Source organism: Pseudomonas antarctica (assembly GCF_001647715.1).
Classification (GTDB): Bacteria; Pseudomonadota; Gammaproteobacteria; order Pseudomonadales; family Pseudomonadaceae; genus Aquipseudomonas; species Aquipseudomonas antarctica_A.
In genome coordinates, this window is the sequence record NZ_CP015600.1 from 1,608,054 (window position 1) to 1,623,001 (window position 14,948).

At 59.6% G+C, this 14,948-nt stretch carries 16 protein-coding genes; 6 read left to right on the forward strand and 10 right to left on the reverse strand.

Annotated elements, in window-relative coordinates; genetic code table 11:
* Positions 1 to 141: 141 nt before the first annotated feature.
* On the forward strand, positions 142 to 606 hold the full coding sequence (locus tag A7J50_RS07345) for a glycine zipper 2TM domain-containing protein (RefSeq protein ID WP_010176704.1): 465 nt from the start codon (positions 142 to 144) through the stop codon (positions 604 to 606).
* Positions 607 to 711: 105 nt separating this feature from the next.
* Here A7J50_RS07345 and A7J50_RS32215 read toward each other — a convergent pair whose 3' ends face one another.
* The 3 genes from A7J50_RS32215 to nhaA all read right to left on the reverse strand — a co-directional run bounded on the left by A7J50_RS32215 (position 712) and on the right by nhaA (position 4,199).
* Positions 712 to 1,131: a DUF6124 family protein gene (locus A7J50_RS32215; RefSeq protein ID WP_237140913.1), complete on the reverse strand. Its 420-nt coding sequence runs from the start codon at positions 1,129 to 1,131 to the stop codon at positions 712 to 714.
* 61 nt (positions 1,132 to 1,192) lie between these two features.
* Entirely contained in the window at positions 1,193 to 2,815 is a 1,623-nt protein-coding gene (locus A7J50_RS07350; protein WP_064451195.1) for a methyl-accepting chemotaxis protein, read from the reverse strand.
* Between the two features lie 208 nt (positions 2,816 to 3,023).
* Positions 3,024 to 4,199 (reverse strand): Na+/H+ antiporter NhaA, encoded by a 1,176-nt coding sequence (nhaA, locus tag A7J50_RS07355; protein WP_064451196.1) that lies wholly within the window; start codon positions 4,197 to 4,199, stop codon positions 3,024 to 3,026.
* 216 nt (positions 4,200 to 4,415) lie between these two features.
* On the opposite strand from nhaA, the gene A7J50_RS07360 reads away from it, so the two are divergent.
* Complete coding sequence (locus tag A7J50_RS07360) at positions 4,416 to 5,510, forward strand: PLP-dependent cysteine synthase family protein (protein WP_064451197.1); 1,095 nt, start codon at positions 4,416 to 4,418, stop codon at positions 5,508 to 5,510.
* A gap of 136 nt (positions 5,511 to 5,646) precedes the next feature.
* Here A7J50_RS07360 and A7J50_RS07365 read toward each other — a convergent pair whose 3' ends face one another.
* From A7J50_RS07365 to A7J50_RS07375, 3 genes are all read right to left on the reverse strand, one after another.
* On the reverse strand, positions 5,647 to 7,260 hold the full coding sequence (locus A7J50_RS07365; protein WP_064451198.1) for an NAD(P)/FAD-dependent oxidoreductase: 1,614 nt from the start codon (positions 7,258 to 7,260) through the stop codon (positions 5,647 to 5,649).
* Between the two features lie 106 nt (positions 7,261 to 7,366).
* The gene (locus tag A7J50_RS07370) at positions 7,367 to 8,038 is read right to left on the reverse strand and encodes a COG3650 family protein (RefSeq protein WP_064451199.1); all 672 of its coding nucleotides are present in this window, start codon (positions 8,036 to 8,038) and stop codon (positions 7,367 to 7,369) included.
* A 97-nt stretch (positions 8,039 to 8,135) separates the two neighbouring features.
* On the reverse strand, positions 8,136 to 8,735 hold the full coding sequence (locus A7J50_RS07375; protein WP_064451200.1) for a short chain dehydrogenase: 600 nt from the start codon (positions 8,733 to 8,735) through the stop codon (positions 8,136 to 8,138).
* A gap of 103 nt (positions 8,736 to 8,838) precedes the next feature.
* Here A7J50_RS07375 and A7J50_RS07380 point away from each other — a divergent pair, with 103 nt between their 5' ends.
* Positions 8,839 to 9,747: a LysR family transcriptional regulator gene (locus A7J50_RS07380; protein WP_064451201.1), complete on the forward strand. Its 909-nt coding sequence runs from the start codon at positions 8,839 to 8,841 to the stop codon at positions 9,745 to 9,747.
* Here the strand turns inward: A7J50_RS07380 and A7J50_RS07385 are convergent.
* The 4 genes from A7J50_RS07385 to A7J50_RS07400 are packed head-to-tail and all read right to left on the reverse strand — an operon-like array spanning position 9,744 to position 12,209.
* Positions 9,744 to 10,229, reverse strand: a complete 486-nt coding sequence (locus tag A7J50_RS07385) for a DoxX family protein (RefSeq protein WP_064451202.1) — start codon at positions 10,227 to 10,229, stop codon at positions 9,744 to 9,746. The two genes, A7J50_RS07380 and A7J50_RS07385, sit on opposite strands and share 4 nt — an antisense overlap.
* Positions 10,226 to 11,002, reverse strand: a complete 777-nt coding sequence (locus A7J50_RS07390; protein WP_064451203.1) for a DNA-binding domain-containing protein — start codon at positions 11,000 to 11,002, stop codon at positions 10,226 to 10,228. The genes A7J50_RS07385 and A7J50_RS07390 overlap by 4 nt, the downstream gene beginning before the upstream one ends.
* Positions 10,999 to 11,880 carry a DUF692 domain-containing protein gene (locus tag A7J50_RS07395; protein ID WP_064451204.1) on the reverse strand — a complete coding sequence of 294 codons (882 nt, stop codon included), beginning with the start codon at positions 11,878 to 11,880 and terminating at the stop codon, positions 10,999 to 11,001. The genes A7J50_RS07390 and A7J50_RS07395 overlap by 4 nt, the downstream gene beginning before the upstream one ends.
* A 23-nt stretch (positions 11,881 to 11,903) precedes the next feature.
* Positions 11,904 to 12,209 (reverse strand): DUF2282 domain-containing protein, encoded by a 306-nt coding sequence (locus A7J50_RS07400; RefSeq protein WP_064451205.1) that lies wholly within the window; start codon positions 12,207 to 12,209, stop codon positions 11,904 to 11,906.
* Positions 12,210 to 12,252: 43 nt separating this feature from the next.
* On the opposite strand from A7J50_RS07400, the gene A7J50_RS07405 reads away from it, so the two are divergent.
* The 3 genes from A7J50_RS07405 to A7J50_RS07415 are packed head-to-tail and all read left to right on the forward strand — an operon-like array spanning position 12,253 to position 14,933.
* Positions 12,253 to 12,627 carry a hypothetical protein gene (locus A7J50_RS07405; RefSeq protein WP_064451206.1) on the forward strand — a complete coding sequence of 125 codons (375 nt, stop codon included), beginning with the start codon at positions 12,253 to 12,255 and terminating at the stop codon, positions 12,625 to 12,627.
* A gap of 23 nt (positions 12,628 to 12,650) precedes the next feature.
* Positions 12,651 to 13,628, forward strand: coding sequence for a hypothetical protein (locus tag A7J50_RS07410; protein WP_064451207.1), 978 nt, complete (start codon positions 12,651 to 12,653; stop codon positions 13,626 to 13,628).
* A gap of 12 nt (positions 13,629 to 13,640) precedes the next feature.
* Positions 13,641 to 14,933 (forward strand): MFS transporter, encoded by a 1,293-nt coding sequence (locus tag A7J50_RS07415; protein WP_064451208.1) that lies wholly within the window; start codon positions 13,641 to 13,643, stop codon positions 14,931 to 14,933.
* Positions 14,934 to 14,948 lie beyond the last annotated feature (15 nt).

The window sequence follows — 14,948 nt, forward strand, 5'->3', positions numbered from 1 at the left end:
AGGCAAGTGCTACCGTTCGTCGATTTTTCTGGTACTGGCAGTCTGTACTAGGGCTGAATGAAAGCAATTTTCTGGCGTGCTTGCCGTGACAGGCGCCAAGCTGCGGCGTCTAATGAATACCTGTCCTTTGGAGTTGATGCTATGCGTAAGTCCGTTTTACTAGTTGCCTGCTTTACCACCCTGTCGTTGCTGTTGGGTGGCTGCGCCTCGAGTCTGACCGGCGACTCGTACTCCCGTGACGAAGCGCGTCGTGTACAGACCGTTCGCATGGGCACCATTGAATCCCTGCGTCCGGTGAAAATCGAAGGCACCAAAACCCCAATCGGCGGTGTTGCCGGTGCAGTGGTTGGCGGCGTTGGCGGCAGTGCTATTGGCGGTGGCCGTGGCAGTATCGTCACTGGCGTTATCGGTGCTGTTGCCGGTGGTCTGCTGGGTTCCGCCGCTGAAGAAGGCCTGACCCGTACCCAGGGCGTTGAAGTCACCGTTCGTGAAGACGATGGCAGCATGCGCGCCTACGTTCAGGCCGTTGATCCCAACGAAGTCTTCCGCATCGGCGACCGTGTGCGCATCATGACCGTTAACGGCACCAGCCGCGTTACTCGCTAAGCGCCGGCGGTAGAAACACAAAAAACCCCAACCGGGTGACCGGTTGGGGTTTTTGTTTTAGGGGGCAGGATGTCTACAAATTGAAGCCAAGCGCTTTTAGCTTCATTAGACAGGGCACTGCTGCTCCATTGCTCGGTCGACTAAAAGCCCCGCCAGTTCCAGTAACTGCCCAATGGCTAACAATTGGCTGCGTGTTTTTCCGTCCACGGTGTCTGCCAACTCAGAGGTCAGCCCGCTGGCGCCTATCAGGGTTGCGTATGCATTTACCAACAAGGCCTCTGTGTTGGCGGCTGAGTTGATCGAAAACAGTGGCTCGTAACCATTTGACAAGGCGGTGTCGGGCTCGAAATGATTGGCTGGAGCCGCCCCTGATCGCCGCGACGCGATGGAAGGTGGCAGCTGTACGCAGGTTCGCGGACCGAGAACTTGAAACTCGGCATACCCGAAGGTATCCCGCGCACAGCTGCCATAACACGAGGCGCCAGCCACAGGAGTAGCTGACGAAAAACGATGGCAATGATGCATCAAGTTAACAGGCCGCTTCGGCTAAAACCGAAGCGGCCTTTTGGTTTTTTACCCTGTCATTTCAAATCTGGAAGTGCTTCACCATCGTGTTCAATTCATGCGCCAGGCTGGCGAGGGATTGCGAGGCGGCGGTTGTTTGGGTCGAGCCTTCGGCGGACTGAATCGACAGTTGTTGAATATTCAGCAAATTGCGATCAACCGCCCGGGCAACGTCGGCTTGCTCCGCAGCCGCCGTGGTAATCACCAGGTTTCGGTCATTGATCTCATTGTTGGCGGCAAGAATATCCGCCAGCGCTTGCTGTGCCAGTTCGGCCAAGCCAAGGGTTTGCTGGGTCATGGTGCTACTGTCGAGCATGGTGTTGACGGTACTGGCCGTGTTGGTCTGGATACTGCCAATCATTTGTTCGATTTCCTGGGTCGATTGGGCAGTGCGGTGAGCCAGGGCGCGCACTTCGTCGGCGACTACGGCAAAACCACGGCCGGCCTCACCGGCACGCGCAGCTTCGATGGCCGCGTTCAGTGCCAGCAGGTTGGTTTGCTCGGCAATGGTGCGGATAACATCCAGCACTTTGCCGATACCCTTGGCCTGCTCAGCCAGACCGCCCACTTGCCCGGAGCTGACCTCCACGCCACGGGTCAAGGCCTGGATGGCGTTCAGTGCCTCGACCATGCGCTGCTGGCCTTTCAAGGCAATGCTTCGCGACTCCTGGGACAGGTCGGAGGTCGAGGCCGCGTTCCTGGCGACCTCTTCAATGGCGGTGGTCATCTGGGTGACGGCAGTGGCCGCCTGTTCGATCTCGCCATGTTGCTGTTGCAAGTCCCGGCTGCCTTCGGCGGTGACGGCATTCAGTTCTTCGGCCGCTGCGGCCAATTGGCTGGATGAGCCGGTTATTTGTCGCAGGGTCTGCACCAGGTTGTTGCGCATGGTCTCTTGTGCCCGGAGCAGGCGGGTGGCTTCGTCGTTGCCCGTAGGGTTGATGGGCTGGGTGAGATCGCCCCTGGCGATGGTTTCGGCTACGTGTACCGCTTCAATGATGGGGCCGGTAATGCTTCGGGTCAGCAACCAGGCCACCAATACGGTGCCGCCACTCACCAGCAGAATCACGATTGAGATGCCATTCACGGCATGCTGGTAGGCCGCTACGGAGGTCTGGCCAGCTTGTTCTGCGCCTTTGTTGGCCAGGTCTATCAGTTGGTCGAAGTTCTTGGTCATCTGCTCATAACTTTCTCGAATACTGTTGAGAAAGTCGCGGGCGCCGGCCTTGTCGCCCGAGCGCGAGCGTTTGAGCATCTCGGCGTGATTCTTCGCGTACGCATCGAGGCTTTGGTTGAACACATCGAGGCGTGATTTTTCCTCAGAGGTGCGCAGCAGCGCTGCATATTGGGCAAGCTGCTCCTTGACGCTTTTCAGGCGGCCGGCGGATTTGTCCTCGTAGGTCTGCATGTCGGCATCGCTGGACGACAGGATGTGCGCCATCTCTCCCAGGCGATAACGGTCGAGCGAAGCATTGGCCAAGGCCAGGATCCTGACACGCTGCATCCAGTTGTTCTGAATGTCGGCAGCCTGTGACTGAACTTCACCAATCTGTTTGAGCGCAAACAGGCCGAGAAACACACTCAGTGATGCAATAGCGGCGAAGCCGATGAAGGCTCTGGCAGCGATTCTTATATTTCTCAGGAACATGGGAATGTCGCTCGGGCTGGAAACGCGTTGGAGGCAGTGTCGGGCGGGTGTCCCAGGCGCGGACGGTGAGATCGCCATACCCACTAGTCGGCGGCTAACCGAAAGTCTTTAGGCGTGGCGGCCGGATTACTGGCTAAACGTTGGCGGCGCAAAAAGAAAAACCCCAACCGGGTGACCGGCTGGGGTTTTTGGGTGTTTCAGGTTGGGGTCAGGCTTTCTTGCGACTCGCCATCGCCGTCACTGCATAGCCAATACACGCCGCCAGGATCGACCCGGTCAGAATCCCCATTCGATCCTCGCCGGCGAATTCGCTGGCGCCCGGCACAAAGGCCAGGGAGCCGACAAACAGGCTCATGGTAAAGCCGATACCGCACAGGATCGCCACGCCGAACACCTGGCCCCAGTTCGCGCCACTGGGCAGGGCGGCAAGGCCGGTCTTGATGGCCAGCCAGGTGAGGCCGAACACACCAACGGTCTTGCCGATCAACAGGCCGGCGGCGATGCCCAGGGGCACGTGATGGGTGAAGCTTTCCATGCTCACGCCGGTGAGGGATACGCCCGCATTGGCGAACGCGAACAACGGCAGGATGGCGTAGGCCACCCACGGGTGCAACGCGTGCTCCAGGGTCAGCAATGGCGAAGGTTCGGCGTTTTTGGTGCGCAGCGGAATGCAGAACGCCAAGGTCACACCGGCCAGGGTGGCGTGGACGCCGCTCTTGAGCACACAGACCCACAGGATCAGCCCTATGATCATATAGGGCCCGAGTTTGATCACGCCCAGGCGGTTCATCGCGATCAAGGCAACCAAGCAGGCGCCCGCACCTGCCAGGGCGGCGCCCGACAGGTCGGCTGAATAGAACACGGCGATGACAATGATTGCACCGAGATCGTCGATGATGGCCAGCGTCATCAGGAACAGTTTCAGCGACACCGGCACGCGCTTGCCCAGCAGCGCCAGAACGCCGAGTGCAAAAGCGATGTCGGTGGCCATGGGGATCGCCCAGCCTGCGAGCGCGGCAGGGTAATCCTTGTTGATCGCCCAGTAGATCAGCGCGGGCACCACCATGCCGCCAATGGCCGCCGCACCGGGCAAGACCACTTGCGAGGGCTTGGACAGGTGGCCGTCGAGCAGCTCGCGCTTCACCTCCAGGCCGATCAACAGGAAGAACAGGGCCATCAGGCCATCGTTGATCCATAGCAAGGCGGGCTTGGCGATTTTGAGTGCGCCAATCTGAGCCACTACGGGGGTGTCGAGGAAGGCGCCGTAGAGGTGCGACAACGGTGAGTTATTAATGATCAGCGCCAAGGCGGCAGCGGCGATCAACAACAGACCGCTGGCGGCTTCCAGCTGGAAGAAACGGGTGAAAGTGCTACGCAGAGGCAAGGGATGCTCTCCAATCCAGGTTCAATAGGTGGGTACCCTAACCCGTACCGTTAGTTGTTAAAACAAAAGTTATATTCTTATTTGTTATAAGCAACGGTCAGGATCGGTGATGCGCCGAAGCCTAGCAATTGTGTGTCTAATTGAGACGTCACTGTATCTGTGTGCAGTGTAGGAAACCCCCTAAAATTGGGGCTGAAATCTTTAGAGACGCACCCTATGAGCGACCACCGTAACTGGGCCCGTGAAGCCATTCGCATCATTGAGGCGGACTTTCAGCGCAGCGCCGACACACACCTGATCCCTTTGCCATTGCCGGGGTTGCCGGGTATCGAGTTGTACTTCAAGGATGAGTCCAGCCACCCCACCGGCAGCCTCAAGCATCGGCTGGCGCGTTCGCTGTTCCTGTATGCCTTGTGTAACGGCTGGCTCAAGCCGGGTGCGCCGGTGATCGAGGCGTCCAGCGGTTCGACGGCGATCTCCGAAGCGTACTTTGCACGCTTGCTCGGCCTGCCGTTTATTGCGGTGATGCCGGCCACTACGTCGAAGGAGAAGATCGCGCAGATCGCCTTCTACGGTGGCAAGAGCCATCTGGTGAATGATCCGACGCAGATATACGCTGAGTCCGAACGGTTGGCGAAGGAAAGTGGCGGTCACTTCATGGACCAATTCACCTACGCCGAGCGGGCCACGGACTGGCGGGCGAACAACAACATCGCCGAGTCGATCTTCCAGCAGATGCGCTTTGAGCATTACCCCGAACCAAGCTGGTTGATTTCCAGCCCTGGCACCGGCGGCACGACCGCCACCCTGGGACGCTATGTGCGTTATCGCCAGCATTGCACCCGCGTCTTGTGTGCCGATGCCGAACGTTCGGTGTTCTTTGATTACTACCAGACAGGCGACGCCAGCCTGCGCCTGGATTGCGGTTCGCGCATCGAAGGGATCGGCCGGCCACGGGTTGAGGCGTCGTTTCTCCCCAGGGTGATTGATGCGATGGTCAAGGTGCCGGACGCGCTGTCACTGGCCGCCATGCATTACCTGGCCGAACGGCTGGGTCGGCGGGTTGGCGGGTCCAGCGGGACTAACCTGATCGGCGCCTTGATGGCCGCGCAGCAGATGAAAGCGGCGGGGGAGTCGGGGTCGATCGTGGCGATTTTGTGTGATGGGGGTGAGCGCTATGCCACCACTTACTATGATCAGGCGTGGCTGGCGGGGCAGGGCTATGCACTTGACGGTTTGATCGCGGCCGTTGCGGCGAGTGTCGAACGGGGCGAGCCGCTGCCGGAGAGCGTCCTGCGCGCAAACATCTGATACGACGCAAAACCCAATGTGGGAGCTGGCTTGCCTGCGATCGCAGAGTCTCAGTCGCCGAATTTATCGACTGAACCACCGTCATCGCAGGCAAGCCAGCTCCCACATTGGAACTGCAGTCTGTTCAGATTCTGCGTCAGGCCTCTATACCGAGCATATCCCGCGCCAATGCCTCGGCAATCCGAATTCCGTCAACACCCGCCGACAGAATCCCACCGGCGTAACCAGCGCCTTCACCCGCCGGGAACAGGCCTTTCACGTTCAAGCTTTGCATCGACTCGTCGCGAGTAATCCGCAGCGGTGACGAGGTGCGCGTCTCGATACCGGTCAACACGGCGTCGTGCAGCGAGTAGCCTTTGATCTGTTTCTCGAACGCCGGCAATGCTTCACGAATCGCTTCAATGGCGAAGTCCGGCAATGCCAGGGCCAGGTCACCGAGTGCCACACCCGGTTTGTAGGACGGCTCCACGCTGCCGATGGCGGTGGACGGCTTGCCAGCGATGAAATCACCCACCAGTTGCGCCGGTGCCTCGTAGTTGCTGCCACCGAGGATGTAGGCGTGGGACTCCAGGCGCTCCTGCAACTCGATGCCGGCCAGCGGGCCACCTGGGTAGTCCACTTCCGGTGTGATGCCGACCACGATGCCGGAGTTGGCATTGCGTTCGTTACGCGAATACTGGCTCATGCCGTTGGTGACGACACGATTGGGCTCGGAAGTGGCCGCCACCACCGTACCGCCCGGGCACATGCAGAAGCTGTAGACCGAGCGGCCGTTCTTGGCGTGGTGCACCAGCTTGTAGTCGGCAGCGCCGAGCTTTGGGTGCCCGGCGTATTTGCCCAGGCGCGCAGCGTCGATCAGCGACTGCGGGTGTTCAATACGGAAACCCACGGAAAACGGCTTGGCCTCCATGTACACGCCACGGCCGTGGAGCATGCGGAACGTGTCGCGGGCGCTGTGGCCGAGGGCGAGGATCACGTGCTTGGAGAGGATCTGCTCACCGCCATCCACCACAACGCCGTTCAACTGGCCATCTTCGATCAGCACGTCGGTGACCCGCTGTTCGAAACGCACTTCACCGCCCAGGGCGATGATCTGCTCGCGCATGTTTTCCACCACGCCGGTCAGGCGGAATGTACCGATGTGCGGCTTGCTGACGTAGAGGATTTCTTCCGGCGCACCGGCTTTGACGAACTCGTGCAGCACTTTGCGACCGTGGAATTTCGGGTCCTTGATCTGGCTGTAGAGCTTGCCGTCGGAAAAGGTCCCGGCGCCGCCTTCGCCGAACTGCACGTTGGACTCCGGGTTGAGCACGTTTTTGCGCCACAGGCCCCAGGTGTCCTTGGTGCGCTGGCGCACTTCCTTGCCGCGTTCGAGGATGATCGGCTTGAAGCCCATCTGCGCCAGCAGCAGCCCGGCGAAGATCCCGCACGGACCAAAACCCACGACGATCGGCCGTTCAACCAGGCCTTGCGGCGCCTGGCCCACCACCTTATAGCTGACATCCGGTGCCGGGTTGACGTTGCGATCATCGGCGAACTTGAGCAGCAGTGCGGCTTCGCCCTTCACGTTCAGGTCGATGGTGTAGATGAAGCACAGCTCCGACGATTTTTTACGGGCGTCGTAGCTGCGTTTGAACAGGGTGAAATCGAGCAGGTCATCACTGGCGATGCCCAGGCGCTGCACGATGGCAGGCCGCAGGTCTTCTTCGGGATGGTCGATGGGCAGCTTGAGTTCGGTGATTCGTAACATGACGGGATCCGGTAGGCGGCGGGAAAAGAGGCCGGCTGTTTTGCAAACCGGCGATTATAAGCCCCAATGGCGGTATTTCGTCATGTTAAAACAGCGCTGGGCTGATTCAGTCGTCCCGAGAGCCGCCGAACGATGCGCAACCCCGTTGTACCTGGCCGTTGACTCGCAACTCGGCGGTCATGTGTTGCAAGCTGCCGCTGACGCTGTCGATGCAGCGTTGCGGCGCCACCCACAGTTCGATGTGTTGGTTGTTGGCTTCCGTCATCAGGTTAAAGCGGCCGTCGCCCATTTGCTCTTCTACATAGGGCACCGCCAGTGGTGGCTGGCCTTCACGCTCGAGCACCATGCCCTTGGCGGTGACGTTCATGGCCCAGGCGGGTTTGTGACCGTTGGCACGCAGGGTCATGCGCTTGAAGTCCGGGTCATTGCAGGCCGAGGTCGAGCGCTCTACTCGATACAGCTGCTGAAGGTCTACCGAACCCTGTGTGCCGCTGGCGACACCGGAGAACTTGCCGCGCAAGTCGGCAAACAGCACACCCTGTTGGCCGGCAAGGGAGGCGGCCTCCTGCAGGATGCTGGTGCCGCCGGTGTCGTTGACCACGTAGTTGCGTTTGTCGCCGCAAGGTTGGAACAACAGTTTGCCGGCCACCGCCGTCAATTCACCCTGCATGCGGGTCAGCCCCGCAGTCGACGGTTTGGCCGGCTCGCTCTCGAACATCTGGCAAGCGGTGAACAGGGGCAGCAGGGCAAACAGAGCAAGGGTACGGGCGGCGCGCATTTATCGGGTCTCCAAACAAGTGCCGCCACGTTACGCAGGCTGACGCCGCACCACAAGCCCGTCGGCCGGCTTCAGGAATTTCTGACAGACACAAAGTTCAGCCGACGATAAAGGTCTGGCCGGTTTGCAAGCCCTCGACACTTTTCGCGTAGGCCAACGCCACATCAGCACCGGGTGCAGGTTTGTAGCCACGGAAGTAGGGGGCGTAGCTGCCCATGGCTTCCAGCAGGACGGTCGGGCTCACGGAGTTGACGCGCAAGCCCCGTGGCAGTTCGATCGCGGCGGCTTTGACGAATGCATCCAGTGCGCCGTTGACCAGTGCGGCAGATGCACCGGTGCGGATCGGGTCACGGTTGAGAATGCCGCTGGTGAAGGTGAACGAGGCGCCGTCGTTGGCGTATTCGCGGCCGATCAACAGCAGGTTGACCTGGCCCATCAGCTTGTCGCGCAGGCCCAGTTCAAAATCGGTTTCGCTCATGTCACCCAACGGCACGAAATTCACACTGCCGGCCGCGCAGACCAGGGCATCGAACTTGCCGGTCTGTTCGAATAGCTTGCGGATTGAAGCGCTGTCGCTGATGTCCACCTGGAAGTCGCCATGGGTGCGACCGATGCTGATCACGTCGTGACGCTGGGCGAGTTCTGCCTTGACGGCCGAGCCGACCGTGCCGCTGGCACCAATCAATAGGATTTTCATCGTGCTGTTCCTCCAGGGGTAAGTGAGGTTTCAGTCTAGTGTGGCTTTTCGGGTGGATAAACGTGCTAATAGGCAACCTTTGGTTTTCAAATGGAAACAATCCATGAGCGATATGGATGACCTGGCGGCGTTTGCCGTGCTGATCGAAGCCGGCAGTTTCACCGTGGCGGCCGAGCAGTTGGGGTGCAGCAAGGGCCAGCTGTCCAAGCGCATCAGCCAACTGGAAGCGCGGTTTTGCGTGGTGTTGCTGCACCGCACCACTCGCAAGCTCAGCCTGACCGCAGCCGGTGCGGCGTTGTTGCCCCAGGCCCAGGCGCTGGTGGTACAAGTGGAGCGCGCCCGACAGGCATTGGCACGGCTCAAGGACGATCTGGCCGGGCCGGTGCGTATGACGGTTCCGGTGTCGTTGGGGGAAACCTTTTTCGATGGTTTGCTGCTGGAGTTTTCCAAGCAGTACCCGCAGGTGCAGATCGAACTGGAATTGAGCAACAGCTACCGGGATCTGGCGCGGGATGGCTTTGATTTGGGCGTGCGCATGGGGGCCATCGAAAACGACCGCCTGGTGGCCAAGCCATTGCTGGCCTGGCATGAGATGACGTGCGCCAGCCCGGCTTATCTGGAACAGCACGGCGAGCCGCTGACCCCGGCGGACCTGGCAGCCCATACCTGCCTGCTGAACAGTCACTACAGCGGGCGTGAAGAATGGCTGTACCACCAGCAACACGAACTGCTGCGTGTGCGGGTCAGCGGCACATTTGCTTCCAACCACTACAACCTGTTGAAAAAAGCCGCACTGGTGGGCGCCGGTATCGCCCGCCTGCCGTCCTACGTTTTACCTGCGGAACTGGCTGACGGCCGATTGCGCTGGCTCCTGCGCGATTATCAGACGCGCAGCATGCCGATGTATCTGGTTCACCCGTATCAGGGTGGCTTGCCGCGCCGCACTCAGGTGCTCGCCGATTACCTGGTGGATTGGTTCAAACGCAGCGGTGAAGCGTTGGACCGGCTTTAACGGTAGCGACGTGCTATCAGGTGATCGATCGACAGGCGCCCCGGGCCTTTGGCGACGAGCAGTAGCAGCAAGGCGATCCAGGTGCCGTGGGTCGGGTAGGCGTCCGGGTAGACAAAGAGTTGAATGGTCAGGGTCATGCCGATCAGGGCCAGGGCCGAGAAGCGTGTGGCAAACCCCACCAGAATCAACACCGGAAAAAAGTGCTCGGCGAAGGCGGCCATGTGCGCGGCCACTTCCGGCGACAGCAGAGGCACGTGATATTCACTGCGAAACAGCGGCAGGGTGGAGGCGGCGAGTCGTGGTTCGCCCAGTTGGAAAGTGCCGCTGATCAGGTCGATGGCAAAGCCTTCGACTTTGGTCTGCCCGGACTTCCAGAAAACCGCTGCAATCGAAAACCGCGCGAGAAAGGCGATCAGGCTGTAGGGGATTTTCTCGAAAAGCGCGATGACCCGTTTTACCAGGCACGAAGGTGATGTGTTCATGGCGATACCTTTTGTTCTGTGTGCAAATGAGTGATGGCGTCGTAGCTGATCAGCAGGGTCAGGCACTGGTTCAGGTCGAATTCGCTTGAGGCTTCCAGGGCCTGGGTCACGGCCATTTCCAGGCCCGCGCCGTGGTTGAGGCTGTTGATGAACGCGACCGAACCCGCGTCTATGGCGAATACCTTGACGGCCAGCCCCTGGCGTAACACCAAGGCACTTTGGGCGTGCCAGGCATTCAAGCTGGCAATGGCACCCTCGGTCTGGTGCGCGGCCCAGATGGCGACAATCGCGTAGGCGGAGTTCAAGGTGGCGAGGGAGGGGTGCAGTTGCAGGCGTAGTTCGCCCAAGTGGGTTTGGGCTTGCAGTGCCTGCAACAAGGTCTGTTGTTGCAGTGGCTCAATGTCCGCCGCGTGGTAAGCGCACACCCGCAAGCGTTCCAGGCGCGCGACATCGGCGAGGTAGGGCACGCTGGCAGCCGGCTCGAAGCCCTGGATAAAGTCGGCAAAGCTGCTGCCGTATTCACTGATCAGTGGGCTGTTGGGCGGGCAGGCCTGCACATACAGGGTGGCCGTGGCGCGAAAGAATGCCTCGCCGACCAATTGCAACGTGACGGGATAGGCCGTCACCAGCGCATTGATTAACGCGCTGTGGACATTGTTGCGATACACCGCAAAGCGGCTGGCCGGATCGGCGCCATTGCTGCTGAACAGGCCATCGGGGCAGATCGGGTCGGGTGCGAGCAGGGCACTGGCAAATGCTGCTTGATGGCTCATGGGTTGTTCACCTGCGACAGATGCCAGTCGGCGTGTTGGGCTTCGGCGTGCAGTACGCTGAAGGCCGGCACTTGGTTATCGCGCTCAATCAGCGTGGCCACCGGGCCGGTACGCGCGAGTACCTGTTCGTATAACTGCCACACGGCGTTATCGATGGGCGCGCCATGGTCATCGATCAGCAGGCGATCGCCCAGGCTGTCTGTGTCTTCGGCAAACCCGGCCAGATGAATCTCTCCCACGGCGCGCAAAGGCAGTGCGTCAATGTAGGAAAGTGGATCTCGCTGGTGATTGATGCACGTCACATAGACGTTGTTGACGTCCAGCAGCAGGCCGCAACCGGTGCGGCGGATGATCTCGCTGATGAAGTCTGTCTCGTCCAGGGTCGAGCGTTGGAATTGCAGATAGGTCGACGGATTCTCCAGCAGCATCGGCTGCTTGAGGGTGCTTTGCACCTGATCGATGTGTTCGCACACCCGTTTCAGGGTGGCGGCATCGTAAGCCAGGGGCAGCAAGTCGTTGAGAAACACCGGGCCATGGCTGGACCAGGCCAGGTGTTCGGAAAAAGAGTGGGGTTGATAGCGTTCGATCAGCGTGGCCAACCGTGCCAGGTGCTCACGGTTCAACGGGCCTTCGCCGCCGATGGACAGGCCCACGCCGTGCAACGACAGTGGGTACTGCTCGCGGATCAAACCCAGGTAGTGATGGAACGGGCCGCCGGCCACCATGTAGTTTTCGGCGTGCACTTCAAAAAAGCCGATGTCGGGTGAGGTCTCGAGCACTTCGATGAAGTGCTCGTTCTTCAACCCCAGCCCGGCCCTGTAAGGGAGGCCGGGCGCCTGAGCAGGTGAGACCGTGTGTTGGGGGGAAAGCGTCATCATCATTACTCAGGCTGAGGGCTGTTTCAGGACTTGGCGGTGAAGGCAGCTTCCTGGCCGAAACCGGTCGGCGAGGTGGCGCTTGGGGTTTTGGTACAGGTGCCGGCTGGGACCAGTTTCCAGGCGTTGGCCTGGTCTTTGACTTTGGAAGTACCCGCGCAGGAGGTGCCGGCGCCTGCAGCACAATCGTTCTTGCCGGCTTCGGCGACACCAAAGCATTTCTGCATGTCATCGGCGGCGTGCGCGGTGCTTGTAAGGGCGGACAGGCTCAGGGCCGAACCCAGGGCCAGAACGAGGGTGGCGGCGGACAGCGAACGGGATTTAGTAGTCATGGTGTAACTCCAGCAGTGAGGTTGGGTAAGGAAGCGTTTTTGCTTGCTTACCCCTCTAGAGTTGGGGCACCGCCATGCGTTACAGCGGCTGACAAAAAAATTTCAGTTCGCCAGTGACAGCGAGGTGGTCGCCAAGATCATTCAGGGCCAAGGATGGGCCGGGGGCAAAGGCATTACGGTGTTACTTGGGATCAATTGGCAGTTTGCTGTTGCAGCATTCGGCGATCCTGATATTGCCTACGCCAAAGCGTTGCTGGATGTAGGGCGTGTAGGGCATGCCCTGTTGTTGGAGGGGCAGCATCAAGGGCTGGCGGCGAGAATGACGCCGGCTGTACACGAAGAAACAGCGTCAAATATGCTGCGCCTGACGGAAGAAAGGGATGTTCTTTATGCCATCCGGCTGGTTTTTCCAGGCTGAGTGCGTTGCAAGGAGTTGCAAAAATGAACGGACTTTCGCCGCTGAAGGACGCCTACGAGCGAGAGGGTTATGTCGTTGTTCGCGAGTTACTCGATCGCCAGAAATTGGCACTGCTCGCTGAAAAAGTAATCCAGCAATTGCGCAAGCATCGAATAACCGATGGTTTCACCGAGATTGGCCAGCCGCGCTTCAAGGAACCCGAGCAAGCTGATCCGGACTTTCTGAAGTTTGTCGACGTCATGCGCAGCGAATTGACCGAAGAACTCTTTCAAGCGCCCAAGGTGATTGAGGTGATGAAGCTGCTCTTGGACACCGATGAGGTGTTCGTTCATCCGATCAAATGGGTGCGCGGTTTGGCACCCTTGGATTCTTCCATGCACTCCTCACCGGGCGTTCACCAGGACTTTCCGGAATTGCAGGGCAGTGGCCAGCAGATCACCCTGTGGGCACCCTTTTTTAATGTCGATGAGCGGTCGGGATCGCTGCCGGTTTACAACAAAAAACCTGGTGAAACCCTGTTACCGCTCGAGCTGGCACTCAACCCATCAGGATGGCAAGTCTGCCCCGACGTGCTGGGCGCAAAAAACGTCTTCGCATTACGTCCGGGTGATGTACTGCTGTTCAATACGTTTACCCCGCACGGGGGGGCGACCAATACCGGCAAAGGTTGGCGTTGCAGTATCGAGGCACGGTTTCAGCCGCTCGCTGAGCCTTTGGCACTCAGTAATTTTGCCAAGCCGCTGTTGACCCAGGATTGGCAAACGTTCTACGAAGGGTGGCGGACCTGGGGGTTTTACTGGCGGGACAGGCATCCGCCGCTTATTCCCTTTGATCCATCCTGGGAGCATTGGCGGGATCTGACCGCTATTGGGGAAGCGGTTAAAGGTAACAAGAATGCGATGGCGGCCCTCGAAATCGCTGCCAGATTCGGTATGTCCGAACCCGTCAAGTCCTGTGCCCAGGGGTTGCTCGAGTCCTTTGAACGTATTTACGACCAATAAGGTAATGTGGCTGTGAAGAACCGCTTTGCAGATTTTTTCATCAGCAGAAATTTCTCATTCTTGTGGCTGGGGCAAGCCCTCTCATCGTTTGGCGAGTTCGTTTTCGAGAGCACCGTCATTGTGTGGCTGGTGACTGACTTGTTTCACGACAGTGCGTTCTTGCCGACGGCTGTAGGCCTGGCGGTGGCGGCCTCTGCTATTCCGCGTGTATTGGTGGCCCCACTGGCCGGGGCTTGGGTCGATCGGATGGCCCCGCTGTACGTGATGATCGCGGCGGATGGGATTCGGGTGCTCAACTTCCTGATCTTTTTCGTGATCTATTCACTGGCCGGGCTGGACCCGATGCAAGTGCTCGTCGGCGTTCTGCTCTTGTTGTTGGTGAACAGCACGGCTGCACAGTTTTTCAACCCGTCACGCCAGGCGATCATGCAAGTGGTCATCCCTTCGGCACGACGCGTTGAGGCATCGGCCAAGGCGATGTTTTCCCTGACGGGCATTTCAGTGTTGTCGGCGTCCCTTGGGCCGGCATTATTTGTGTGGGTGGGCCCCGCCCTGGCACTGCTGATCAATGTGCTGGCTTTTGCCTGTTCGGCCCTGTGCATAGCGTCTACCCAGGGCCTGCGCCGGACCTTGCTGGCCGAGCAACAACGGCTGCCCTTCTGGCATGGAGTGCTCGCAGGGCTACGGTTTTCCTGGGGGCATGCCTCGATTAGGACGTTGTTGATCGGTGTGGCGTTATACGGGTTTTCCTTGGGGGTCAATAACGTCGCATTGTCCTTGTATGCATTCAAAACCTTGGGCTTGAGCCCTTATGAATACGGCCTGATTCTCGCGGCGTTCCCTGTCGGCGGGTTGATTGCTGCCGTGCTGGTCCGGCCGGTGTTGAAGTCATTGAGCACGCGCCAGGCCTTTACCCTTGCGTTGCTGTGCATGGGGTTCAGCTACCTGGCATATTCGCTGCATCCGCCGTTTTACTTGGCCTGGGCGCTGATGTTCAGCTGTGGGTTGTTCTTCTCGGTGTTTGCGATTGTGCAAGGGCCGATGCTCCAGGAAGCCGTGCCGGAAGGTTACATGGGGCGTGTGTCCGCAACGGTCACGCCGGTGCTGGCCATCGCCTCATTAACCGGTACGCTGGTGTGCTCTCAGACGTTAAATGTGGCGCAGCGTGTCATAGCCTATTTCGACGCGCCGCTGGATGTGTACGGCGCGTATATCTTCCTGGCGGCGGGCTTGTTGCTATTGGGCGGGGCATTGATGCTGGCAGCTCAGCGCGCGAGTAAGGGGGAGTTGGTCGCGACGCTTTGAACCGCGATAAAAAAA